Origin of the sequence: Micromonospora sp. NPDC051141 (genome assembly GCF_044455765.1) — a bacterium.
GTDB lineage: Bacteria > Actinomycetota > Actinomycetes > Mycobacteriales > Micromonosporaceae > Micromonospora.
In genome coordinates this window covers 21,420-45,639 of record NZ_JBITFD010000022.1, presented here as the reverse complement: position 1 = coordinate 45,639, position 24,220 = coordinate 21,420, and the positions used below count along the sequence as shown (strand labels likewise).

At 72.3% G+C, this 24,220-nt stretch carries 21 protein-coding genes and 2 pseudogenes; 8 read left to right on the top strand and 15 right to left on the bottom strand.

The window, feature by feature from the left end:
* From ACIA6B_RS30225 to ACIA6B_RS30205, 5 genes and pseudogenes are all read left to right on the top strand, one after another.
* A complete protein-coding gene (locus ACIA6B_RS30225; protein WP_396778578.1) occupies nt 1–483 on the top strand; it encodes a hypothetical protein in 483 nt (160 codons plus the stop codon).
* A gap of 38 nt (nt 484–521) precedes the next feature.
* Nucleotides 522–1,342: pseudogene (locus ACIA6B_RS30220) on the top strand (S-methyl-5'-thioadenosine phosphorylase).
* A 153-nt stretch (nt 1,343–1,495) separates the two neighbouring features.
* Entirely contained in the window at nt 1,496–1,867 is a 372-nt protein-coding gene (locus ACIA6B_RS30215; protein WP_396778576.1) for a hypothetical protein, read from the top strand.
* A 109-nt stretch (nt 1,868–1,976) separates the two neighbouring features.
* On the top strand, nt 1,977–3,260 hold the full coding sequence (gene nhaA / locus ACIA6B_RS30210) for a Na+/H+ antiporter NhaA (protein ID WP_396778628.1): 1,284 nt from the start codon (nt 1,977–1,979) through the stop codon (nt 3,258–3,260).
* Between the two features lie 69 nt (nt 3,261–3,329).
* Nucleotides 3,330–3,776: a CBS domain-containing protein gene (locus ACIA6B_RS30205; protein ID WP_269691005.1), complete on the top strand. Its 447-nt coding sequence runs from the start codon at nt 3,330–3,332 to the stop codon at nt 3,774–3,776.
* Between the two features lie 3 nt (nt 3,777–3,779).
* On the opposite strand, the gene ACIA6B_RS30200 is transcribed toward ACIA6B_RS30205, so the two are convergent.
* On the bottom strand, nt 3,780–5,069 hold the full coding sequence (locus ACIA6B_RS30200; protein ID WP_396778574.1) for an ArsB/NhaD family transporter: 1,290 nt from the start codon (nt 5,067–5,069) through the stop codon (nt 3,780–3,782).
* Between the two features lie 98 nt (nt 5,070–5,167).
* A complete protein-coding gene (locus tag ACIA6B_RS30195) occupies nt 5,168–5,404 on the bottom strand; it encodes a hypothetical protein (RefSeq protein WP_396778572.1) in 237 nt (78 codons plus the stop codon).
* A gap of 562 nt (nt 5,405–5,966) precedes the next feature.
* On the opposite strand from ACIA6B_RS30195, the gene ACIA6B_RS30190 reads away from it, so the two are divergent.
* A complete protein-coding gene (locus tag ACIA6B_RS30190) occupies nt 5,967–6,503 on the top strand; it encodes a DUF421 domain-containing protein (protein ID WP_396778570.1) in 537 nt (178 codons plus the stop codon).
* A gap of 67 nt (nt 6,504–6,570) precedes the next feature.
* Nucleotides 6,571–8,123 (top strand): annotated as a pseudogene (locus ACIA6B_RS30185) (phytoene desaturase family protein); the annotation flags it as partial.
* Between the two features lie 108 nt (nt 8,124–8,231).
* Here ACIA6B_RS30185 and ACIA6B_RS30180 read toward each other — a convergent pair.
* Nucleotides 8,232–9,245, bottom strand: a complete 1,014-nt coding sequence (locus ACIA6B_RS30180) for an SDR family oxidoreductase (RefSeq protein WP_396778568.1) — start codon at nt 9,243–9,245, stop codon at nt 8,232–8,234.
* Nucleotides 9,246–9,395: 150 nt separating this feature from the next.
* Here ACIA6B_RS30180 and ACIA6B_RS30175 point away from each other — a divergent pair, with 150 nt between their 5' ends.
* A complete protein-coding gene (locus ACIA6B_RS30175; RefSeq protein WP_396778566.1) occupies nt 9,396–11,162 on the top strand; it encodes a glycoside hydrolase family 15 protein in 1,767 nt (588 codons plus the stop codon).
* A gap of 60 nt (nt 11,163–11,222) precedes the next feature.
* Here ACIA6B_RS30175 and ACIA6B_RS30170 read toward each other — a convergent pair whose 3' ends face one another.
* The 12 genes from ACIA6B_RS30170 to ACIA6B_RS30115 form a co-directional block, all read right to left on the bottom strand.
* Nucleotides 11,223–11,489, bottom strand: coding sequence for a transcriptional regulator (locus ACIA6B_RS30170; RefSeq protein ID WP_396778564.1), 267 nt, complete (start codon nt 11,487–11,489; stop codon nt 11,223–11,225).
* Nucleotides 11,490–11,520: 31 nt separating this feature from the next.
* On the bottom strand, nt 11,521–11,988 hold the full coding sequence (locus tag ACIA6B_RS30165; RefSeq protein ID WP_396778562.1) for a hypothetical protein: 468 nt from the start codon (nt 11,986–11,988) through the stop codon (nt 11,521–11,523).
* A 116-nt stretch (nt 11,989–12,104) separates the two neighbouring features.
* Nucleotides 12,105–12,545, bottom strand: a complete 441-nt coding sequence (locus ACIA6B_RS30160; RefSeq protein WP_396778561.1) for a PPC domain-containing DNA-binding protein — start codon at nt 12,543–12,545, stop codon at nt 12,105–12,107.
* Complete coding sequence (locus ACIA6B_RS30155) at nt 12,542–12,901, bottom strand: hypothetical protein (RefSeq protein ID WP_396778559.1); 360 nt, start codon at nt 12,899–12,901, stop codon at nt 12,542–12,544. Before ACIA6B_RS30155 ends, ACIA6B_RS30160 begins: the two co-directional genes overlap by 4 nt.
* A gap of 1 nt (nt 12,902) precedes the next feature.
* Nucleotides 12,903–13,991, bottom strand: a complete 1,089-nt coding sequence (locus ACIA6B_RS30150) for an enolase C-terminal domain-like protein (RefSeq protein ID WP_396778557.1) — start codon at nt 13,989–13,991, stop codon at nt 12,903–12,905.
* The gene (locus ACIA6B_RS30145) at nt 13,988–17,065 is read right to left on the bottom strand and encodes an FAD-binding and (Fe-S)-binding domain-containing protein (protein ID WP_396778555.1); all 3,078 of its coding nucleotides are present in this window, start codon (nt 17,063–17,065) and stop codon (nt 13,988–13,990) included. Before ACIA6B_RS30145 ends, ACIA6B_RS30150 begins: the two co-directional genes overlap by 4 nt.
* The gene (locus tag ACIA6B_RS30140; protein WP_396778554.1) at nt 17,062–18,828 is read right to left on the bottom strand and encodes a thiamine pyrophosphate-dependent enzyme; all 1,767 of its coding nucleotides are present in this window, start codon (nt 18,826–18,828) and stop codon (nt 17,062–17,064) included. Before ACIA6B_RS30140 ends, ACIA6B_RS30145 begins: the two co-directional genes overlap by 4 nt.
* Before the next feature lie 152 nt (nt 18,829–18,980).
* Nucleotides 18,981–19,472 carry a DUF421 domain-containing protein gene (locus ACIA6B_RS30135; protein WP_396778552.1) on the bottom strand — a complete coding sequence of 164 codons (492 nt, stop codon included), beginning with the start codon at nt 19,470–19,472 and terminating at the stop codon, nt 18,981–18,983.
* Nucleotides 19,473–19,487: 15 nt separating this feature from the next.
* Nucleotides 19,488–19,670 (bottom strand): hypothetical protein, encoded by a 183-nt coding sequence (locus ACIA6B_RS30130; RefSeq protein ID WP_396778550.1) that lies wholly within the window; start codon nt 19,668–19,670, stop codon nt 19,488–19,490.
* Nucleotides 19,671–19,725: 55 nt separating this feature from the next.
* Nucleotides 19,726–21,219: a potassium/proton antiporter gene (locus ACIA6B_RS30125; protein WP_396778548.1), complete on the bottom strand. Its 1,494-nt coding sequence runs from the start codon at nt 21,217–21,219 to the stop codon at nt 19,726–19,728.
* Between the two features lie 110 nt (nt 21,220–21,329).
* A complete protein-coding gene (locus ACIA6B_RS30120) occupies nt 21,330–22,742 on the bottom strand; it encodes an NADH-quinone oxidoreductase subunit N (protein ID WP_396778546.1) in 1,413 nt (470 codons plus the stop codon).
* Nucleotides 22,739–24,220, bottom strand: coding sequence for a NuoM family protein (locus ACIA6B_RS30115; RefSeq protein ID WP_396778545.1), 1,482 nt, complete (start codon nt 24,218–24,220; stop codon nt 22,739–22,741). Before ACIA6B_RS30115 ends, ACIA6B_RS30120 begins: the two co-directional genes overlap by 4 nt.

Sequence of the window (24,220 nt, the reverse complement as noted above, 5' to 3'; positions counted from 1 at the left end):
ATGATCGCCTGTTTCGCCCTCACCGGTTGGGTCGCACTGCGACTCAGCCAAGAGGCGACGGCCGGCCGAATGCTGCTCTGGTTCGTCGGCGCGGCCGTCGCTCACGACCTCGTCCTCTTCCCGATCTACGCGTCGGCCGACCGGGTGCTGCGCGGCACGCTCGGGCGCGGCCACCGTGGCGAGGACGGCCTGACGGCCGGTGCACAACGCTCGGTGCCGAGACGAGCCGAGCAGGCGTCGTTGCGGCCCTCGGCCCTTAATCACATCCGGGTGCCGGCGCTCGCCAGCGGACTGCTGTTCCTGGTGTACCTCCCCGGCATCCTGCGCCAGGGCCAGGAAACCTATGTCGCCGCCACCGGCCAGAACCAGCAGCCATACCTGGTCCGTTGGCTGGCACTCAGCGCCACGCTGTTCCTGGTCAGCGCAGGCTGGTACCTGGTGCGCCGATTCCGCTGGCGACGGGTCGGCATTTCGCCGCGTTGAACGGGTTCCTGGCCCGCTGTCCCGAGGGAGGCAAGAACATGACGAGGTACGCGCAAACACCCCGGGCCGACGTGGGGGTGATCGGTGGCAGTGGCCTCTACGAACTGGTCGCCGGCGGCACGGCGGTCGAGGTATCCACCCCGTACGGCAGCCCTTCCGATCCGATCACCGTCGGTCAGATCGGTGGTCGCACAGTGGCGTTCCTGCCGCGGCACGGCGTCGACCACCGGTTCCCCCCGCACCGCATCAACTACCGGGCCAACCTCTGGGCACTACGTGGGCTCGGGGTACGCCAGATCCTCGCACCCTGCGCCGTCGGATCGCTCACCCCGGCACTGGCCCCCGGAGCCCTCGTCCTTCCCGACCAGATGGTCGACCGGACCAGCGGACGGGCCGGCACCTACTTCGAGGACGGTGCGGTCCACACGTCGTTCGCCGACCCGTACTGCCCGACGGGACGCGCGATCGTCGCCGCCGCCGCCCGCAACGCCGGATACGAACCCGTCATCGGCGCCACGATGGTGGTGGTGGTGGAGGGCCCACGCTTTTCCACCAGAGCGGAGTCGCAGTGGTACGCCCGCCAGGGCTGGCAATTGATCAACATGACCGGGCACCCGGAAGCGGTCCTCGCCCGTGAACTGGAACTGTGCTACACCCCCATCGCCTTGGTCACCGACCTCGACGCCGAGTCGACGCCGCCGGCGCGGTCAACCACGCCGAGGTGCTGCGCATCTTCGCCGCGAACGTCGAGCGACTACGCGAGGTGCTCTACCAGGCGGTTCCGGCGCTGCCCCACGAATCCGACTGTGCCTGCGCCCAGGGGCACGAGGGCGTCCCGCTTCCGGTCACCCTGCCCTGACCGGCGATTGCGCCGCTATGAAGTCTCGGATTCGCCGCCGGCGAGCGTACGAGTACCGGTACGGACTACCCACCAGAAGGCACGTATCGTGGACCCGGTAACTGGGCCACCGTGGCGTCGGCGCTGCGGTAAGTGCGGGATAGGGCTGAGGCCGTGAGCGTTGCCGCGGACGCGGAGGATCGCCGGGTCGCCCTGATCAGGCAGCTGATCGCGGGCGCGGGCGCGGTCGTGCTGGCCACGTTCGCCGCAGTGGTGATGTTCCCGGCCGAGGAGCCGGTGGGTCGCGTACTGGTGATGGCAGTCGTGTGCGGCCTGCTGGCCGCCTGGTTCAGCGATTGGCGCGCAACGATCGTCACGACGGCGGTGGCCGTCGGCGTCTTCGTGGGCATCCTCGCCGACGGCGCGCCACCGACTCCCACTGCCTGGGGCTTCACGCCGATCTTCCTGGTGGCGGTGGTACTCGGGATGGGAAACCGACTCCTGCGACTGCTAAGCCGCAGGGAGGAGGGGCACCGCCGGCCGTAGCTGGCAGCGGGCGTTCCAGCCGTGCGGGCCGGTACGATGGGTTCCGGTGCGCCGGGAAGTCTGGTCGGCAAATGGCTCCGACCCGCCTTCCGAAAGGTGCTCGCCTATGATGTCCAACCCGCAGTCACCCCCTCGTGTCCTCGGCCGTGGTTCCTGGGCCGAAGCGCGTCGCATCGCCGAGGTGCTGCGCAAGGAGACGATCGGCGGCGCGCTGCTGCTGATCGGCGCCGCCGTGGCGCTGATCTGGTCGAACTCCCCGTGGGCGCATCGCTACGAGGCGATGACGGCTCTCACCGTCGGGCCTCAGTCGTTACACCTTGACCTGTCGCTGGCGACGTGGGCGGCCGACGGGCTACTGGCGATCTTCTTCTTCGTCGCCGGTCTCGAGCTCAAGCGCGAGTTCGTCGCCGGCGACCTGCGCGATCCGCGCCGAGCCGCGGTCCCCGTCGCCGCCGCCATCGGCGGCGTACTGGTACCGGCCCTGCTGTACGTGGTGGTGAACTCCGGTGGCGCGCTGAAGGGTTGGGCGGTGCCGACCGCGACCGACATCGCGTTCGCCCTCGCTGTGCTGGCGGTGATCGGCCGGCATCTGCCGGCCGCGCTGCGCACGTTCCTGTTGACCCTGGCGGTGGTGGACGACCTGCTGGCGATCGTCATCATCGCGGTCTTCTACACCGCCCACCTGGCGGTGCTTCCCCTGCTGGCCGCAGTGGTGCCGCTGGGCGTGTTCGCCCTGTTGGTGCAGCGGCGGGTGCGTTCGTGGTGGCTGCTCCTGCCGCTGGCGTTCGCGACCTGGGCGCTGGTGCACGCCTCGGGAGTGCATGCCACCGTCGCCGGTGTACTGCTCGCCTTCGCCGTGCCGGTGCTGCGCCGCGAGGGCGCCGCTGCGGGAGTCGGCCTAGCCGAGCACTTCGAGCACCGATTCCGGCCGATCTCCGCCGGCGTCGCGGTGCCGGTGTTCGCGTTGATGTCCGCCGGCGTGGCCGTCGGCGGGCTCGACGGCCTTAGGCAGGCGGCCACCGATCCGATCGCCGTGGGCATCGTGCTCGGCCTGGTCCTCGGCAAGCCGATCGGCATCCTGATGGCAACCTGGTTCGTCGCCCGATTCACCCGCGCCCAACTTGACGCAGGGCTGGCCTGGATCGACGTAATCGGGCTCGCTGTGCTGTCCGGCATCGGGTTCACGGTGTCGCTGCTGATCGGCGAACTCGCCTTCGGCATCGGCAGCGAGGCCGATGACCTGGTCAAGATCGCGGTGCTGGCGGGTTCACTGATCGCCGCCACGCTGGCCATGGTCATCCTGCGCGGGCGGAACCGGGTGTATCGGCAGATCTTCGAGGCCGAGCAGGTCGACCGTGACCACGACGACATCCCGGACGTCTACCAGAGGTAGGCCCGCTGCCGATGGCGGGTCCGGCGGCATGCGCGCGACCGAGGCGACGGCCCGGCGTATCGTCGGTGCATGCGCGCGAGCGACGTAGCGATCTCGATGGACACGGTCACCGAGGACATGCCGGCCCGAGAGGCCGCCCGAATCCTGGCGGCGCAGGATCTGCCCGGCCTGATCGTGGTGGACACCGCGGGTCGCCCGTCGACGGTCCTGGCGGGCACGCAGGTACTGCGCATGGCGTTGCCGTCCTACTGCCAGGACGATCCGGCGCTGGCGCGGGTGATCGACGAGGCCGCCGCCGACGTGGTCCTGGCGGGGATCGGTAACCGGACCGTCGCGGACCTGCTTCCCCGCAACCGCCCGGGCCTGCCGGCGGTCAGCGCCGACGCCACCCTGCTTGAGGTTGCCTCGGTGATGGCCCGCACGAACGTGCCGCTGGTCGCGGTCGTGGACCGCGACCAGGTGATGACCGGGGCCATCACCCTCGACGGGCTGCTCGACCGGATCCTCGGCACCTGAGAGTCAGAAGAACCGCAACCACAGGTACGGCACCGCGATCGCCACCGAGATCACGGTCACGATCAGGCCATACTTCGTGAAGCCCCAGAACGTGATCTTGTGCCCGGCCCGGTCCGCGATGCCGAGCACCACCACGTTCGCCGACGCCCCCACGGCAGTGGCGTTGCCGCCGAAGTCAGCGCCGATGGCGAGCGCCCACCACAGCACCTGAGCCTTGTCGAGCCCGCCCTCGGCGTTCACCAACTCGCTGACGATCGGGCTCATCGTCGCCACGTACGGAATGTTGTCCACGATCGCTGACAACCCCGCCGAAGCCCACAACAGCAACATGGTCGCCGGCCAGAGCTTGCCCTCGACGGCCCCGGTCGCCGACCGGGCGATGCTGTCGATCACCCCGGTGGCCACCAGGGCGCCGACCATGACGAACAAGCCGGCGAAGAACACCAGCGTCGGCCACTCGACGTCCTTGGCCACCTCCTGAGCGTCCAGCCGGGACAACACCAGCAGCAGCAGTCCACCGAGCAGCGCCACCACCGACGGCTCCAGGTGCAGCACGGTGTGCAGACTGAACGCGAGCAGCACCGCGCCGAGCACCACCAGGCTGATCACGACGAGGCGGCGGTCGCGAATCGCGTCCGCCTCCCGGAGCGCCATCACCCGTGCGGCACGCTCGGCGTCGTACCGGAACGCCCTGCGGAACATGATCCGACACAGGCCGACGAACACGACGATCACGATGAGCACCAGCGGAGCCATGACGTTCAGGAAGTCGGTGAAACTCAACCCGGACCGGCTGGCGATGATGATGTTCGGCGGGTCGCCGACGAGGGTGGACGCACCACCGATGTTCGACGCCATGACCTCGGCGATGAGGAACGGAACAGGTGGCACGTCGAGTCGCTCACAGACCAGCAGCGTCACCGGCGCCACCAGCAGCACCGTGGTGACGTTGTCCAGCGCCGCCGAGACCACGGCCGTCACGACCACCAGGATCACCATGATCGGGAACGGACGACCCCGAGCCTTCTTGGCGCTCCAGATCGCCAGGTACTCGAACAGGCCGGTGCGCTTCAGGACACCGACGATCAGCATCATGCCCAGCAGCAGGAAGATGACGTTCCAGTCGATCCCCGCTTCTTCGGAGAAGAACGCGTGCTCGGCATCGGTGGCGCCGATGGCCAGCATGATCGCCGCACCGCCGACCGCCACCGTCACCCGGTTGATCTTCTCGGAGGCGATCAGGACGTACGCGGCGGCGAACACCGCCACCGCCATCCAGGCCAGGATGCTCATTCGGCGTTTCTCCGGTTCTGGTCAGCCGTCACCGCAACGCCGACCAGACTTCCCGGCACACCGAGATCAAGCTATCAGTCCGGGCGGTCATCCACCGTTCACGAGGGCCTCGGCGACGAGGCCGCCGGCGGCCAGACGCCGATGCTGTGCAGCGCACAACTCCAGCGGGCCGCCAGGGTGGCGGACGGCGCCGCAGCATCCACGGACGGTGTTTCGTCGATGACCTTCCGATTGAGGCTGACCTGTGCCGTGCCGGTGCCGCCGACGCTAATGTCGTCGTCGACCCGCAGGTGGCGGGTGGCGCCGAGGTAGAGCACCGACACGGCCAGCGGCATGGGTTCAGCGCCTTCGAGCCCGCGCAGTTCCCGCCCCGCCGGCCGGGTGCGGAACGCGCCGGCCGGTCAATGCTTCGACGAAACAAGACTTGATCACGCCAGGATAGGGTCTGTTCCGGACCAGCCTGGCTCCACGCAGGAACGACTGACGGCTCGCGGGTCGCCAGAAGCCTGATCACACATAAGGCGCATCGATGGCCGGGGTGACCCCGGTTTCCGGCTGGAACGGTCACCGACCCGACCCGACCGGGACGCACGGGGGCTCCCGCCGTACGAAGGACCGGTACCTTCGGCACCAGGCCACCGCCTGCCCCACGTACACCCCGCCAAGGTTGCCGAAGGGCAGGCCGGTGGCGAATCTGGCGCTCGCCTCGACGGTACCCAACTTCCGGGCACGTTTGTCGCGGCCATCGGAAGCGACCGGAGACGCCAGCTGCGAGAAGCAGCATATCCGCTGCGGTTGACCGTGTACCGAACCCATCACGACACACCTCGAACCCTCCGCGTCAGATGGTGCGGCTCGCCCCGGGTAGGGACCGAACTTGATGGGTAGCTCCCGGGGATGATGTGGCAAAGCCCCGCGGACCTTCTCCGCCTGCTCGTGGTCGCGTTGCTCGTCTACCCGGTGCTGGTGGTGATCCTGCGGGTTTCTGGGAAGCGGACGCTGTCCAAGCTCAACGCGTTCGACTTCGTGGTCACGGTGGCGCTGGGCTCAACGCTGGCGACGATCCTGCTGTCCCGGGACGTCTCGCTGGTCGAGGGGATCCTCGCGCTGGTGCTGCTGGTCGGCCTGCAGTATGGTGCCGCGCTGCTGGCGGTCCGCTGGCCACCGTCGCAGCGGCTGCTCAAGGCCCGACCGACCCTGCTGCTGCGCGACGGGCAACTGCGGTACGAGACCATGCGCAGCGTCCGGGTGGCGGAGAGCGAGATCCGGCAGGCCGCCCGCAGCCAGGGCACCGGGGACCTCGGTGACCTCGCCGCGGTGGTGCTGGAGACCGACGGGACCCTCAGCATCATCACCCGCAGCCGGTTCGGCGACGGCAGCAGCCTCACCGACGTGCCCGACGTACCCGACACGTCGCCGCGGCAAGGCGGGTGACCCGTCCGTTTCGGCGGATGTCGTGGGGGAACGCCAGGACCATGCGCAAACGGACAGGGTGGGCGCGATGAGCAGCAGCGGGTACGACGCGGTCGTCGTCAGCGCGGGGCACAACGGGCTGGTGGCCGCCAACCTGCTGGCCGACGCCGGCTGGCACGTCCTCGTGCTGGAGGCGGACGACGCGCCCGGCGGGGCCGTGCGGTCCGCCGAGGTGCTCGGGCCCGGTTTCACCACTGATCTGTTCAGCGCGTTCTATCCGTTGGGCGCGGCATCGCCGGTGCTGCGGGCACTTGACCTGGAGCGGCACGGGCTCCTGTGGAGTCGCGCTCCGGCCCCGCTGGCGCACCTGCTGCCGGACGACCGGTCGGTCGTGCTGTCCCGGAACGTGGTCGAGACGGCGGCGTCCGTCGAGCGGTTCGCGCCGGGCGACGGCGCGGCCTGGCAGGCGCTGGCGCAGCGGTGGGACCGCTACGGCGACGACGTGCGCCGGGCGCTGTTCAGCCCGTTCCCGCCGGTGCGCTCCGGGGTCCGGTTGCTGACCCGGATGGGCCCGGCGGACGCCCCTGCCGGTGCGGCGCCTCGGGATGGAGCAGTTCCGCGGCGACGGCGCGCGGCTGCTGCTGGCGGGCACCGCGCTGCACTCGGACATGTCGCCGGACGAGCCGGGCAGTGGACTGTTCGGGTGGCTGATGACGATGGTCGGTCAGCGGACCGGTTTCCCGGTCCCGCGCGGCGGGTCCGGGAAGCTGGTCGAGGCGCTGGTGCGTCGGCTGCGGGTGGCCGGCGGGGAGCTGCGCTGCGGCGTGCGCGTGGAGAAGATCATCGTGGTGGGTGGCCGGGCCCGGGGTGTGCTGACCAGCGCCGGTCGGATCCTGGCGCGGCGGGCGGTGGTCGCCGACGTCGACGTGCCCACGCTCTACCTGGATCTGGTCGGTGCTGAGCGGCTGCCCGACCGGGTCCTGTCGGACCTGCGCCGGTTCGACTGGGATCCCGCCACGTTGAAGGTGAACTGGGCGCTGTCCCGGCCGGTGCCGTGGACCGCCGGGGAGGTCGCCGGCGCGGGCACGGTCCACCTCGGCGAAGGGCTCGACGGGCTGACGGACTACGCGGCGGACCTGACCGTCGGCCGTGCGCCGCGCCGGCCGTTCCTGCTGCTCGGGCAGATGACCACCGCCGACGCCACCCGCTCGCCGGCGGGTACGGAGGTGGTGTGGGCGTACACGCACCTGCCGCGCGGGGTGGCCTTCGATCCCGAGGTGGTGCGACGGCAGGTGGCGGCGGTGGAGGACCTGGTGGAGCGGCACGCGCCCGGTTTCCGCGACCGGGTGCTCAACCGCGTGGTCCAGACGCCTGCGGACCTGGTGGGCGCGGACGGGAACCTGGTCGGCGGGGCGATCAACGGCGGCACCACGAAGATCTACCAGGAATTGGTGTTCCGACCACTGCCGGGCCTGGGACGGGCGGAAACCCCCGATCCGGGGGCTGTATCTGGGCAGTGCCGGCGCGCACCCGGGCGGCGGCGTGCACGGCGGGCCGGGGGCGAACGCGGCGAAGGCGGCGCTGCTGCACGCCGGCGGCCGGTTGCGGGCCGTCGCGGTGCGCGCGGCGGTGCGCCGGATCAGCACCGCGCCGGACCGTGGTCTGCTGCCACCGCCGGTGGCCGAGCTGCCCGAGGCCACCAATCGGGGTGGCGCGGTCGGTGGCCCCGGTACGACCGGTGACGGCTGATCAGGTGCGGCGCCAGGCGAGGACACCGGCCGCGGTCCCGAGCAAGCCTGCGGCCACGCCCAGCCGGTGCCGGGAGAGCCAGGCCTGCGGGCTGTGGCCGTGCGCCCGGGAGGAGAAGTCGCCCCGCGCCCCGTAGTCGTGTCCGCCGGGCCCGTCGAGGGGATGCCACAGGTTGTTCGGCCGGTCGTGGTCGGCGGGACGGCCGGTCTGCTGCGATCGGTAGCCCGTGCGGGCCAGGTAGCGGTCCAGCAGCCCAGGCGCGACACGGTTGCCGAGAATGGTCAGCGCGGTGGAGGCGCCGACCCAGTACTCGCGCCGGCGGGGCCGGTCGGCGGCGCCGACGATCGCGCGGGCGGCCACCTCCGGCTCGTAGATCGGCGGCACCGGCTCGGCGTGCCGGGGCAGCCGGGACAGCAGCCAGTCGAACTGCGGGGTGTTCACCGCCGGCAGGTGCACCATGGTCACGTTGACGTTGCTGCCCTCGTGAAGCAGCTCGCAGCGCAGCGACTCGGTGAACCCGACGATGGCGTGTTTCGCCCCGCAGTAGGCCGCCTGCAGGGGGATGCCCCGGTAGGCCAGCGCGGAACCGACCTGGACGACGGTGCCCCGGTCGCGGGGGGTCATGTGGGACAGCGCGACGCGGGTGCCGTGCACGTAGCCGAGGTAGGTGACCTCCGTGGCGCGGCGGAACTCCTCCGGCCGGGTCTGCTGGAACGGCGCGAAGACGGAGCTGAACGCGTCGTTGATCCACAGGTCGATCGGGCCCAGCTCCGCCTCGATGCGCCGGCCCGCGTCGACGACCTGGTCGTAATCGGCCATGTCGACCTCGATCGGCAGGGCCCGGCTGCCGGCGGCGCGCACCTCCTCGGCGGCGGCGTCAAGCCCGACGCGCCCGCGGGCCAGCAACGCGATGGCGATCCCGCGCCGGGCCAGCAGCCGTACCGTGGCACGGCCGACTCCCGCGCTGGCGCCGGTCACCACCGCCACCTTGATGTCCTGCCGCCGCATGCCCATCTCGCCTCCCGATCGTCGAGTCCTGCTGCCGCACTACCCGTCACCGGTCGGCCCAGTCACCCCGGCGCGTCTGATTCGCGCAACCCGGACGTGTCAGACCGGGACGGACGGGTACCGCCGCCACGGACGCCGAGGAAAGGGGCGACAGCCATGGACCAGCCGGCCGGCGGCACCACACCGGCGGTGCTGCGGGACTACGCGCTACTCGCCGACGGGCACCGGGGCGCGCTCGTCGGCCCCGGCGGAGACGTCGCCTGGCTGTGCGCGCCCGGCTGGTCCGACCCCGCGGTGTTCAGCGCGCTGCTCGGCGGCGCCGGCCGGTACCTGGTCGCGCCGGCGGCCGGCCGGTTCGTCTGGGGCGGGCACTACGAGCCCGGCTCGCTGATCTGGCGCAGCCGGTGGGTCACCGGGGACGGGATCGTCGAGTCGCGGGAGGCGCTGGTCTTCCCCGGGGAAGCGGACCGGTTGGTGCTGGTGCGCCAGGTCCGCGCGCTCGACCGACCGGCACGGGTGCGGGTGGTGCTTGACCCGCGGGCCGGCTTCGGCCGGGAGCCCGTGCGGGACGTGACCCGCGACGGAGAGCGGTGGCTGGCCCGTACCGGTGGGCTGCACCTGCGGTTGCAGGGCGGTGGCCGATTGCGTCGGGACCGGCAGGGCTTCCTGGCCGGTGAGCTGACCGTTCCGGCCGGCGGCCGGCACGACCTGGTGCTGGAGCTGGCGGCCCGCCCGCTCGACCAGCCTGCCGAGCCGCCCGCTGAGCTGTGGCGCACCACCGAGCACCGCTGGGCGTCGACGGTCCCGTCGCTGGACGGGCCGGCCGCCCGGGACGCCACGCTGGCCTACGCGGTGCTACGCGGCATGACCCGCGCCGGCGGGGGCATGGTCGCCGCCGCCACCACCGCCCTACCGGAGCGGGCCATGGCGGGGCGTAACTACGACTACCGGTACGCGTGGATCCGCGACCAGTCCTTCGCCGGGCAGGCCGCCGCGCTGGTCGGGCGGTACGACCTGCTCGACGACGCCGTCGCGTTCCTGACCGATCGGGTGCTGGCCGACGGCGACGGCATGGCGCCGGCGTACACGGTCGGCGGCGGTCCGGTGCCGCAGGAGCAGCCGCTGGACGGCCTGCCCGGGTATCCGGGCGCGGGCGCTCGCACCGGCAACTGGGTACGCGGCCAGTTCCAGCTCGACGCGTTCGGCGAGGTCCTGATGGTGCTGGCCGCCGCGCAGCGCCACGACCGGCTCGACAGCGACGGCCTGCGGGCGATGCGGGTGGCCGCCGAGGTGATCGCGCGGCGCTGGTCACAGCCGGACGCCGGGATCTGGGAACTGCCGCCCCGGCAGTGGACGCACTCGAAGCTGACCTGTGTGGCGGGACTGCGGGCGGCGGCGCGTACCGCGACGGCGGGTCTCGTCGCGCGCTGGTCGACGCTGGCCGACCGAATCCTGGCCGACACCGCGGAGCACGGCCTGGCTGCAGACGGGCACTGGCGTCGCGCCTACGACGACGACCGGGTCGACGCCGCGCTGCTGCTGCCCGGCATCCGGGGTGCGCTGCCGCCGCAGGACCCGCGCACCGATCGGACCCGCCGGGCGGTCGTCGCCGACCTCGCTCAGGACGGGTATCTCTACCGGTTCCGTCCGGACCGGCGACCGCTCGGCGACGCCGAGGGCGCGTTTTTGCTGTGCGGGTTCGCCGCCGCGCTGGCCGCGTGGCAGGCCGGCGATGCGGTGGGCGCCAACCGGTGGTTCGAACGCAACCGGGCCGCCTGCGGACCGCCGGGTCTCTACACCGAGGAGTACGACGTGCGGCAGCGCCAGCTCCGCGGCAATCTCCCTCAGGGTTTCGTGCACGCGCTGATGTTGGAGACCGCGGTGACGCTCGGCCAGGTCGACCCCTGCCGCGCGCCGGCGTAGGTAGGCCCGGTTGGCTTTGGACCTGTACGGCTGTTCGGCCAGCACTCGCTTCTCAGAGAGTCAGGTGCGGCTGCCGGCAATGTCCTGTAGCGCGCGTATGTGGGCGGCGAACGCCGATCGGCCGGTTGGGCTGAGCGACAGCCAGGTGACGCGACGGGCATCGGTGCGATTGGCGGACGCGGATTTGCTGATCGTCACGTGCCCTGCATCCGCCAGAGTCTTGACGTGCTTGGACAGGGTCGCGTCCGAGACGCTCAGGGTGTCGCGCACCACGGCGAAGTCCAGGCGGTCGGTGCTGTTCAGGAGCCCGCAGATGCGCAGTCGCACCGGGGCATGGATGGTGTCGTCGAACCTCGCCTCAGCCACGGCGCAGTTCGGCGATCGCCGACCGGTGGGCGACTCCCGCAAGCCAGGTCGTCATCAGGAACGCGGCGGTGCTGGTCAAGGTCACTGCCCAACGCAGATCGAAGGAGACCAGTCCGAGCGAGACACTGAACAGGGCGAGGCAGGTCGCGACGATTCCGGCGACCGCCCAGCCGGCGCGGGCCCCCATGACCCGGAATCGGATACCGGTCTCGCGCCGGACGAGATACGCGATGACGAGCCCGCCCACCAGGGCGAGCCAGCCCGAGGTCGGTGGCTGGTAGTCGGCGCCCGGGTCGGTGGTGGCTGCTGCGGCGACCCACCATGCACCGAGGGCGCCAAAGGCGAACAGCAGCAGCCGAGGCACCTCGACGGCGTTCGCGAGTCGCTCCCGGTCGGCGTGGAGCGTGTTCAGGGCCTCGGCGGCGGCCTCTCGATCTGGACGCTCAAAGTCGTTTTCCATGACGGCAAGCCTAAGAGTGTCTTTCCGGTTCGGCAAGTGATGCCGTGTGTGCTCCAGCGGAGCCGATCCGGGTCCCAACTCCCAACCTCTCACCGTGAACGACTTCGGCACACGCCCTAACGGCCGGGACCGGCGATGAGCGCCAGCCCGGTCTCCGGGTCGACCCGCTTGGCCAGTTCGGGGGCGACCTCGGTGACGATCACCTCCAGCGTCGGCCACACCCGGGCCGAGAGCAGGTGCCCGCCCACCGTGCTGCCGTCGGGCCGGCCGAGCACCGCGTGCACGTGCAGGGCCGGCTCGCCGTCCCGGGCGGCCACGTCCCCGACCAGCGACAGCACCTCCACCTGCTCCCGGACCGGGATATGCAGGTAGTCGCCCTTCTCCCGGTCGAACCAGCCGACCTCGGCCTCCCGGAAACCGCCCACGGCGGTGACCCGGCCGGCGCGCAGGTCGTGCCGACGCAGTGCCTCACCGATCGCGGTCACCGGTTCGTCGCCCTTGTCGCAGACGACGACCAGCACCCGTCCGGTCGGCTGATGCAGTTCCTCGGCCCTCATGGCTTCTCCTCGTGTCGTGCGGTGGTAGCGCCCAGCACCGCCCAGACGGCGGCGACGGCCGTATCGGCCAGCGCGGCGTGCCTCTGCCGCCGGTCCGCGGCGGCGAGGGCGAGCGTGGCGAGTGCATGGACGCTGTCGACCGCCGCACCGGCGGCGAATACTCCCGGTTCGGGCCACCGCAGGGTGACCGCAGCCTGCGTCAAATGTCGGGCGCCGAGCAGACGAAGCGTCCCCAGAGCGGCGGGGGTGGTCGGATCGACCGGCCGCAGCAGCGCGCCGGGGGCGAGCAGCAACAGAGTTCCCCAGGCCACACGGCCGGTCAATACCGCGCGGCGCAGCGCTCGTCGGCGACCCATGTCAGGCCACCCGGAACCGCTGGGCCTGCTCGGCACGGAACTCCAGTCCGTTGCCCGGCTGGTCGGTTCGCACCGGCATCGCACCGCCGGTGGCCGGCTGCGCTCCGTCGAAGAGCATCGCCTCGATGCGGACGTGGTCGTGGAACCACTCCAGATGCCGCAGGTTCGGCGTGGCGGCGGCGACCGGCAGATGTTGGTGCGGGGCGCAGTGCCCGGACACCTGGATCCCGGCGGCATCCGCGACCGCCGCCGCGCGGAGGAACTCACTGATCCCGCCGCACCTGGTGACGTCGATCTGGAGGCAGTCGACGTACGGGGCCATCCGGTGGAAGTAGACCAGGTCGTAGCCGTACTCCCCCGCCGTCACGTCGGCCGTGACCCGGTCGCGGACCAGGCCCAGGCCGGGCAGGTCGTCGGAGCTGACCGGCTCCTCGTACCAGCGCACGTCCAGGTCCACGGCGGCGTGCGCGACGCGGATCGCCTGCTTGCGCTGGTACGCGCCGTTGGCGTCGACGAACAGCTCCGCGTCGTCGCCGATGGTGCGGCGCGCGGCCGTCATCCGCTCCAGGTCACGCGCCACCTCCGTGCCGCAGGACTCCCCGATTTTGATCTTCACGCGAGGGATGCCCTGTTCGTGCACCCAGCCGGCGAGCTGCCGGTGCTGCCGCTGCGCGTCATAGGTGGTGAAGCCGCCGCTGCCGTAGACCGGCACCTCCGGGCGGGCGGCGCCGAGCAGCCGGGCCAGCGGCAGGTTGTGTCGGCGTGCCTTCAGGTCCCACAACGCGCAGTCGGCGGCCGACAGGGCGAGCCCGGCGACGCCGGGGCGGCCGGCGTTGCGCAGCCGGCGCCGCATCCGGTCCCAGGCCGCCGGCACGTCGTCGGGGTCGAGGTCGGTGAGCAGCGGCGCGAGCAGGTCCGCCACCACCGCGACCGTGGCCGCCGGGCCGTAGGTCCAGCCGATCCCGGTGTGCCCGTCGGTCCGCGCCCGGACCAGCACCAGCGTGGTGGCGGTCCAGGCGAGGGTGCCGTCGCCCTCCGGGGCGTCGGTGGGGATCCGGTACGCCTCGGCGGTGAGGCCGACGCCCGTCACCGCAGCCACCGGCGGGCCAGCGCGGTCGCCGCGGTCAGCCCGGCGGCCGCCACCAGGCCGGCCGTCGTCCAGCGGGTGACCGGGCCGGGCGGTCGGGGCCGGTCGCCCCAGCTCTGTTCCGGCCGTCGGGGGACGTGGTCGTTGTGCAGGGCGGCGCGCAGCAGTTCGGCCAGGTGGATCGCGGAGCGGCCGTCGGCGGCGCTCTGCTCGACCTGGGTACGGCAGCTGAATCCGTCGGCGAGGATCACGTCGGTGTCGGCGGCGTCCCGGACGGCGGGGAGCAGCACGCGTTCGGCGCACGCCTCGGACACCTCGTGGTGGCCCCGCTCGAACCCGAAGTTGCCGGCCAGGCCGCAGCAGCCGGAGTCCAGGAACTCGGCGTCGACGCCGACCGCGGACAGGACGGCCTGGTCGGCGGCGGTGCCGAGGATCGCGTGGTGGTGGCAGTGGGTCTGGATCAGCGCGTGCGCGTCCAGGTGGGGCGGCTGCCAGCCGGGGCTGTGGTCGTGCAGCAGTTCGGCGAGCGTGACGGTCTGCTCCCGCAGCCGGGTGACGTCGTCGTCGGCCGGGAACAGCTCGTGGGCGTCGCTGCGGAACACCGCGGTGCAGCTCGGTTCCAGCCCCACGACCCGGGTGCCGTTGCGCAGGTGGGGTCGCAGCGCGTCGACGCTGCGGCGCAGCACCCGCTTGGCGACGTCGAGCTGGCCGGTGGAGATCCAGGTCAGCCCGCAGCACACCGGCCGGTCCGGCACGCGGACCCGCCAGCCGGCGGCCTCCAGCACCTCGACCGCGGCGCGGGCCACGGCCGGATGGAAGTGGTTGCTGAAGGTGTCGGGCCAGAGCACGACCTCGCCCCGGGCGCCGTCGCCGGTCGGGGTACGGCGGGAGAACCAGTGCTGGAACGACTCCGGCGCGAACAGCGGGATGTCCCGTCGCCGGTCGATCCCTCCGACGACCTTGGCCAGGCGGCCGAGGCCCGGGGCGTGCGCGAGGGCGTTGACCGTGCGGGGCAGCCGGGCGGCGACGGTAGCCACCAGCGGCAGCCAGCCCATCGAGTAGTGCGCGCGGGGGCGCAGCCGGCCGGCGTAGTGGTGGGACAGGAACTCGGCCTTGTAGGTCGCCATGTCGACGTTGACCGGGCAGTCGGCCTTACAGCCCTTGCAGGCCAGGCAGAGGTCGAGTGCGTCGCGGACCGCGTCGGAGCGCCAGCCGTCACCGATGGCGCCGCCCCGGGTCGCGCCGTCGAGCATCTCGAACAGCAGCCGGGAGCGGCCCCGGGTCGAGTGCTCCTCCTCCCGGGTCACCATGTACGAGGGGCACATCACCCCGCCGGAGTGCCGCCGGCACTTGCCGACTCCCACGCAGCGCAGCACCGCGTCACCGAAACTGCCGCCGTCGTCGGGGAAGGCGAAGGTGGTTTGCACGCCGCCGTGGTCGTAGTCGACGCCGAGGCGCAGGTGGCTGTCGAGCGGGTAGGGCGGCATGACCTTGCCGGGATTCATCCGGTCGTCCGGGTCGAAGATCGCCTTGAACTGGCCGAACGCCCGGATCAGCCGCTCGCCGTACATCTTGGGCAGCAGCTCGCCGCGGGCCTGCCCGTCGCCGTGCTCGCCGGAGAACGACCCGCCGTAGGAGACCACGAGGTCGGCGGCGCGTTCGACGAAGGTGCGGAAGTCGCGGACGCCGTCGGCGGTACGGAGCCGGAACGGGATCCGGGTGTGCACGCAGCCCTGCCCGAAGTGCCCGTACAGCGAGGCCTGCTGGTAGCCGTACTCGCGGTAGAGCGCTTGGAGATCCCGCAGGTAGTCGCCGAGCCGGTCGGGGGCGACCGCCGAGTCCTCCCAGCCGGGCCAGGTGTTCGCCGAGTCGGGCACGTGGGCGGTGGCGCCCAGCGCGGAGTCGCGGACCTCCCACATCCGCTTCTCGTCGGCCGGGTCGGCGAACTCGTGCACGCGCGGCCCGCCGTCGCGGCGGACGGCGGCGATCAGCCGGTCGGCGGCGGCCTGCGCCTGGTCGGGTGTGTCGCCGCCGAGCTGCACCATCAGCCAGGCGCCGCCCTCGGGCAGCTCGTGCAGCGCGTGTGGGTGCAGGTTCTTGCGCCGCTCGAAGCTGACCAGCTTGTCGTCGATGCCCTCCAGCGCGATCGGCTGGTGTTCCAGGATCTGCGGCACGTCGTCACCGGCCGAGGCGATGTCCGGGTAGCTGAGGAACACCATCGCGTCGGCCTTGACCCGGGGAACGAGTTTGAGCCGGGCGCGCAGCACGGTGACAAGCGTGCCCTCGGAGCCGACGAGAGCCTGGGCGACGTGGAAGTTCTTCTCCGGCAGCAGGCTGTCCAGGTTGTAGCCGGAGACCCGGCGGGGGATGTGCGGGTAGCGGGTGCGGATGTCGGCGAGGTACTCGTCGCGCAGCGCCCGCAGCTGCCGGTAGATCTCGGCCTTGCGGCCGCCGTCGCGCTGGATGCGGGCGTACTCCTCGTCGTTGGTCTCCCCCACCCACATCCGGGTTCCGTCGTGCAGCAGCACCTCCAGCTCGACGATGTTGTCGACCACCTTGCCGGTGCGCTGGGCGGTGGCGCCGCAGGAGTTGTTGCCGATCATGCCGCCGAGCGTGCAGTGGTTGTGGGTTGCCGGTCGGGGCCCGTACTCCAGCCCGGTCGGTTCCAGTTGGGCGTTCAGCTCGTCGAGCACGATGCCGGGTTCGACCAGGCACGTTCGGGCCTGTTCGTCGACCTCCAGCAGCCGATGGCAGTACTTGGACCAGTCGAGGATCACGGCGGTGTTGGTGCACTCGCCGGCCAGGCTGGTACCGCCGCCGCGCGAGGTCAGCGGCGCGCCGTGGCGGCGGCAGACCGCCACCGCGGCCAACGCCGCCTCTACCGTGCGGGGCACCACCACCCCGAGCGGCACCTGGCGGTAGTTGGAGGCGTCGGTGGAATACGCGGCGCGGGAGCCGGCGTCGAAGCGGACCTCGCCGTCGACCTCCGCCCGCAGGTCGGCGTCGAGCGCGGTCAGGTCGACGTCGCGGGTCGGCTCGGGTGGGCGCAGGACCGGGTCGGGCAGCACCTCGGTCATGAGCGCAGCTCGTTGATCTTGTCGCGGGCGACGGACGCCACCGTGGCCACCTTGTGCGGTTGACCACGGAGGAACGCCTCGGTGAAGTGTTTCGCCTGGTCATATTTGATCTTGCCGGGCATCGGCGGCTCGTTCGGGTTGACGTCGCAGTCCACGAGCGCCGGCCCGGGGTGCGCCAGTGCCTCCCGGATCGCGCCCGGCAACGCCTTCGCGTCGGTCACCTTCGCCCCGAACGCGCCGCAGCCGCGCGCCCAGGTGGAGAAGTCCGCCTCCGGCTGCCGGTGCCGCACCGCGTACTCGGGGTAGCCGAGGATGATCTGCTCCCAGAGGATCTGCCCGTACGAGTTGTTGTTGTTGATCACCACCTTGATCGGCAGGTCGTGCCGGACGGCGGTGAGGAACTCGGCCATCAGCATGGCGAAGCCGCCGTCGCCGACGAACGCGATCACCTGCCGGCCCGGGTAGGCGTGCTGCATGGCGATGGCGTACGGCAGGCCGGGCGCCATCGTCGCCAGATTGCCCGACAGGTAGAACTCCCGGTCGCCGCGGATCGTCCAGTGCCGCGCCGACCAGGTGGCGATGGTGCCCGAGTCGCAGGTGAGGATCGCGTCGTCGGCGGCAGCGGAGTCGATGCAGCCCATCAGGTACTGCGGCGCGATCGGCGACCGCTCCGGGTCGACCAGGCTGCTCATCTCCGACCGCCAGGTGTTCATCTTGCCCTGGTACTTCTTCAGGAACGACCGGTCCGGGGCGTGGTCCAGCATCGGTAGCAGGTCCCGCAGCGCCAGGCGGGCGTCGGCGCAGACCGGGGCCTCGACCGGCAGCCGCATCCCGATCAGGCTCGGGTCGACGTCGATCTGCACCACCTTCGCCTGCCCCGGGCCGGGCAGGTACTTCCCGTACGGGAAGGAGGTGCCCATCATCAGCAGCGTGTCGCACTCCTCCATCAGCTCCTCGCTCGGCGCGGTGCCGAGCAGTCCGAGCCCGCCAGTGGTCAGCGGGTGGTCGTCGGGCACCACCAGCTTGCCGGGCAGCGTCTTGACGATCGGGCTGGCCAGGGCGTCGGCCACCGCCAGCACCTCCTCGCGGGCGCCGCGTGCGCCCACGCCGACCAGCATGGCCACCTTGCGGCCGGCCCTGAGCACCTCGGCCGCCTTCGCCAGTTCCCGCGGGTCGGCCGGCAGTCGGGGGTACGACACCGTGGTCGCGCTCATCGGCGGCTTGCCCGGGCTCACGTGCCGGTACGGGTCGTCGGAGGCCGGCGCGACCAGCACGTCGTTGGGGAAGGTCAGGTGCGCCACCGTCCGCTTGCTCATCGCGTCGCGGATCGCCAGGTCCACCACCGCCGGCATCTGCTGCGGGTTGGTGACCATCAGGTTGTAGGAGGCCACGTCCTGGTAGAGCTGGGTGGTGTGCACCTCCTGCTGGTAGTGCGAGCCCAACACCGACGTCTCCTGCATGCCGGTGATTGCCAGCACCGGCACGTGGTCGAGCTTGGCGTCGTAGAGCCCGTTGAGCAGGTGGATCGCCCCCGGTCCGGAGGTGGCGCAGCAGACCCCGAGGCGGCCGGTGGCCTTGGCGTAGCCGGTGGCCATGAACGCCGCCGCTTCCTCGTGGTGCACCAGTACGAACCGCAGCTTCTCCCGCTGCCGGCGGAATCCCTCCATCAGGCCGTTGATGCCGTCGCCGGGCAGGCCGAACACGGTGTCGACCCCCCATTCCACCAGGCGTCGGGCCAGGCTCTCGCCCACGATCTCCTGCACGTCGTCCTCCTCTTCCGGGGTTCACCCGTCCTCGTCCGCGTCAGCGGGCTTTCACCTGTCCCACCGGACACCGCGGAGCAGGGCGGACGGGGCGGCGGCTACCCGGCCTCCCCCGCCACAAACCCACCAGGGCTGCCGGTTTCGGGCCGCCGTCACCCGCGCCTCCCGTGCCCGGGCAGCACGGACAGCCGTCCCCGCCCCTCCAGCACGGCGAGATGCACGGCGTCGACCTCGCCCACCCCGTGCTCGCGCAGCAGTCCGTCCAGGTCGGCCCGGGTCAGACCGGCGCGGTGCAGGTTGCCGGTGAGCACCCGGCCCCCGGCGACCACCACCACCGGCCCCTTCTCGATCAGCCGCCGCCCGGCGGGCCGCAGACGCACCCAGGTGATCAGCGCGTGGGCGGCCAGGATGGCCACCAGCGTCACCGCGCCGGACAGGTAGCTGGCGTCAGGCGCGCTGGGCAGCCGCCCGACGACCGCGCCCACCGCGACTGCCGCCACGAAGTCGTACGCGGACAGCTCCGCGAGGGTCCGGCGTCCGCCGAGGCGCATCGCGAGCACGGCGGTCAGGTAGAGCAGGAACGCCTTCACCGCCACCCAGACCAGCCAGCCCGGGTGACCGACGAGAGCGGCGACGGCGTCCATCACCGAGCGCCGAGGTCAGGACCGCCGCATCGACCGCGCCGCGAGATAGCCGAGGAGCGCACCGACGGACAGCATCGCCACCCCACGCGCGGTCATCGCGGAGCGCAACCTGCTCACGCCCGCCCTCGGGTCGACCACGCTACCAGCCACGTCACCCGCCGCCCCCACCACCACGTCACCGAGCCTGCCGCGGTCCATGGTCCACCACCTTTCCGAGAGGCGCGGGCTACCCGGCGGCACGCCCGCCAAACGCTCACGCGTCACGACCGGTGAAGACCCGCTCCGCGGCGGGCTGCTCACCACCGGCCACCAGCACCTCGTCGCCGGCCCGCAGCACCGTCGACCGCCCGAGCTGGACCTGCTCGCCGTCGCGGCTGACCAGACTCACCCACACCCCCTCGTCCCGGCTCAGCTCGAACAACGGCCGCCCGTCGGCCGGCGCGCCGGACGCGACCGTGTAGTGCCGCAGGCCGACCGGCTCACCCTGCACCCGAATGCCGACCGCCCACGGTTGCAGCGGCGTGGTCCGCATCGGTACCCGACACCACCGGGCCACGAGGGGAACCAGTCCGCCCTGCACCACGATCGAGAAAGCGACCACGGCGAAGACGATGTCGAACAGCCGCAGGTCCTGATCCAGGTCGGCGGTGAGGATGAACGTGCCCAGCAGGATCGGCACCGCGCCCTTGAGGCCGGACCAGACCACGAAAATCCGCTCACCCCACCGCAGCCGGATCGTGCTGAGCAGCCCGCCGACCACGATCGGCCGGATCACGAACGTGAGCAGCACCGCCAGCACCAGGCCGGTGAGCCAGGCCCGCTCAGTCACCATGCTGCGCAGCGACACGATCAGGCCGAGCAGCCCGAACGCCAGGATCTCCCCGAGGCTGGCCAGCGCGCCGTGAAAACGCTGGATCTCCCGTTTGAACGGTGCGCGGGCATCGCCGACGACGATGCCGGCGAGGAACACGGCGAGGAATCCCGAGCCCCGGGCCAGCGTCGCCACGCCGTAGATCGACGCGGCGGCGAAGAGCACCTGGAGCGGGTAGAGACTCTCGTCGGGCAGGGACACCCGGCGCATCAGCTGCAGGATGAGCCAGCCGCCGGCCAACCCGACCACCGAGCCGACCACCAGTTGCAGCGCGAACTCGCCCACGCCGGAGGCCACCGCCGACCAGCCGCCGGCGGTCCCGGCGGCGAGCAGGCTCGCCATCAACGCGATCCCGACCGGGTCGTTGGCGCCCGACTCACCCCCCAGGATCGTGCCGCTGCGCCCCACCACGGTGCGCCGCCCCAGCACGGAAAAGACGGCGGCCGGATCGGTCGGGGACAGCGCCGTGCCGACCAGCAGCGCGGCGAGCCAGTCGAAACCGAACACCCAGCGCAACACCAGCGCCAGCGCGCCGGCGGTGAGCAGCGTCCCGAGCACACCCACCAGCGCGACCGGCCCGAGCGACGGTCGTAGCCGCCGCCAGCCCATGCTCATCCCACCGCTGAACAACACCAGCACGAGCGCGATCTCGACCAGGTGCCGGACGGCGTAGAGGGACAGCTCGTTCAGCTTCGGGAAAAGGTCGGAGACGATCGCGGCGGCGAACAGGAACAGCGCCGGCGCGGGCAGCCGCAGCCGGTCGGCCAGCCGGTTGGACAGCACGGCCAGCACCGCCACCGCACCCAGCGCGGCGACGTAGAGCGCGAACCCCTCCACCGCCACCCCGTCCCTGGTCCGGTCGGCCCCGGTAGCCACCGTGGGCTACCGCTACCCGCTCCGGTCCCGGTTAACCGGGAGGCCGGCCGGCGCCGTCTTGAGGCGATCCTGGGCCGGGACGCGGGGTAGCCCGAACGGGGCGGGGCAGGTCACCGCTGCAGGGTCAGCTCGACCAGGCCGTACAGCGGGTAGGTGCCGGCCATCCCGGCGAGCGCCGCCGCCGCGGCGGCCGCCACCGCGACCCGGGAGCCCGCCGGCGACCGGGTGGGCAGCGGCGGCGGACCGGACGAGAAGGACAGGGCCGGTACCAGCCAGCGCAGGTAGTAGAAGAGACTGGCCACGGTGTTGACCGCGGCGACCACGACCAGCCAGGCCAGCCCGCCGTCCCAGGCCGCGGTGAACACCGTCAGCTTGCCGGCGAAGACCGCCGTCGGCGGCGTGCCGACGAGTCCCAGCAGGCAGATCGCCAGCGCCGCGGCGAGCCAGGGCCGGCGGTGGGCCAGCCCTCGGTAGCCGTCGAGGGTGTCATGCGGCTCGGCGGCCAGCACCGCGAACGCGCCCAGGTTCGTCACCGCGTACCCGGTGAGGTAGACCAGCAGGGCGGGCAGCGCGCGCTCGGCGCGGCCGGCGACCGCGACGGCCATCAGCAGGTAGCCCACCTGCGCCACGGTGGAGTACGCGAGCAGCCGGCGGGGGTCGGCCTGGCCGAACGCGGAGAAGTTGCCCAGCGTCATGGTGACCGCCGCGAGCACCGCGACCAGCAGCGGCCAGTTCACCACGTCGGCGGGCACCGCAATGGCGAACAGCCGGTACGCCGCCAGCAGTCCGCCGAGCTTCGGCACGGTGGTCAGCAGCGCGCCGGCCGGGACCGACGCGCCCTGGACCGCGTCGGGCACCCAGAAGTGCCCCGGCACCGCGCCGATCTTGAACAGCAGGCCGGCCAGCACCCCGACCACCCCGACCGCGACGGCGGCGGACGGGGCCCCGGCCAGTCCGGCGGCGAGCCGGTCGTAGTCGCTCGTCCCGCCGCCGAGCGCGGTCAGCAGCGCCGCGCCGGCCAGCAGGCCGACGCCGGCCAGCGCGCCCATCAGGTAGACCTTGAGCGCCGCCTCGGCGCCCCGCCGGTCCCGCCCCCAGCCGGCCAGCCCGGCCAGCGGCACCGACGACAGCAGGTACGCCACGGCCAGCAGCAGCAGGTCCGACGCGCCGGCGAGCAGCACCGCGCCGAGCACGGCGAGCAGCGTCAGCACGTAGAACTCGGTCTCCCGCCGGTTGCCGGCGACCCGGCCGGCGGCGATCCCCACCACCAGCAGCCCGGCCAGCGGGATCAGCAGCCGCGCGGTGGTGGTGGCCGGGTCGAGGGCGTAGCTGTGCGCGTAGACGGTGGTCCGCTCGCCCACGACGGGCAGCGTGGCGAGGACGGTCGCGAGCAGCGCCCCGGCGGCGACCAGCCGGGCCACCCACTGCCGGTCGCGGGACAGGAACGCCCCGGTCAGCAGCGTGGTGACCGCACCGGCCAGCAGGAGCAGCTCCGGCAGCAGGGCGAGCGGACGTTCGGTCATCGGGCCACCAGGTCGGTGACCGCCCGGGCGGCGGGCTCCACCACGTCCAGCAGCAGCCGGGGGAAGACCCCGACGAGCAGCGCGAGCGCCAGCAGCGGCACCACCGCTGCGGTCTCGGCGGTGGTGACGTCGGCGGTCGCGGACAGGCGGTGCCGGGCCGGGCCGAGGAAGACCCGGTGCAGCGCCCACAGGAACAGCCCGGCGGTGACCAGGATCCCGGGCAGCGCGATCGCCACCGCCACCGGCGCGGAGCCCAGGCTGCCGGCGAAGATCTGTAACTCGGCGATGAACCCGGAGAAGCCGGGCAGGCCGAGGCTGGCGAACGCCGCCACCGCGGTCAGCGCGGCGAACCGGGGCGTGTCGCCGGCCAGCCCGCCGTAGGCGTCCATCCGGTAGGTGCCGCCCCGGTCGTAGAGGACGCCGGCGAGCAGGAACAGCGCCGACGTGATGAGCCCGTGGCTGACCATCTGGGTGACCGCGCCGGTCACCGCGACCGCGCGGGCCTGCGCGTCCGAGCCGGCGACCAGGCCCGCCGCGCCGACGGCCAGCACCACGTATCCCATGTGGTTCACCGACGTGTACGCGACCATCCGCTTGAAGCTGCTCTGGGCGAGCGCCACCAGCGCCCCGTAGAGCACGCTCACCACGCCGACCACGACGACCACCCAGGCGTAGCGCCGCCAGGCGTCCGGCAGCATCGGCATGGCGATCCGCACGAACCCGTAGGTGCCCATCTTGAGCAGGATCCCGGCCAGCACGGCCGAACCGGCGGCCGGGGCGTCGGTGTGCGCCGGCGGCAGCCAGGTGTGGAACGGGAACGTCGGCGTCTTGATCGCCAGCCCGAGCAGGACCGCCAGCAGCACCAGCGCGCCGGCCACGCCCTGGGTCGGCGGGTCACGGGTCAGCGCCACCATGTCGAAGGTGTGCGGCGCGGCGGCGACGTAGAGGCCGATGAAGCCCAGCAGCAAGGCCAGCGAGCCGAGGAACGTGTAGAGGAAGAACGTCAACGCCGAGCGGCGGGCCTGCGAGCCGTGCCCCCAGCCGGCGATCACCGCGTACATGCCCACGATGGACAGGTCGAAGAAGACGAAGAACAGGATCAGGTCGAGCGCGACGAACAGCCCGAGGCAGGTGGTCTGCAGGGCCAGGAAGAGCGCGGCGAACTGCCGTGGCCGGTGCTGGCGGCGCAGCGAGTACACCGCGCAGGCGGCGAAGACGACGGTGGTGAGCGCGAGCAGCGGCAGCGACAGGCCGTCCACCCCGACGTGGTAGCCGGCCCCGGCGCCCGGAATCCACGGCTGGTCCACCTCGTACGCGAACCCCTCCCCGGGGTACGCCCACCACAGGCCCAGCACCGCCGCGACCTCGACGCCGGCGACCGCGATCCACACCCACGACACCGCCCGCGCCGGCAGGCCACGCCAGAGCAGCAGGAGCACGGCCACCGCCAGCGGCGCGAAGACGATCAGGGACAGCAC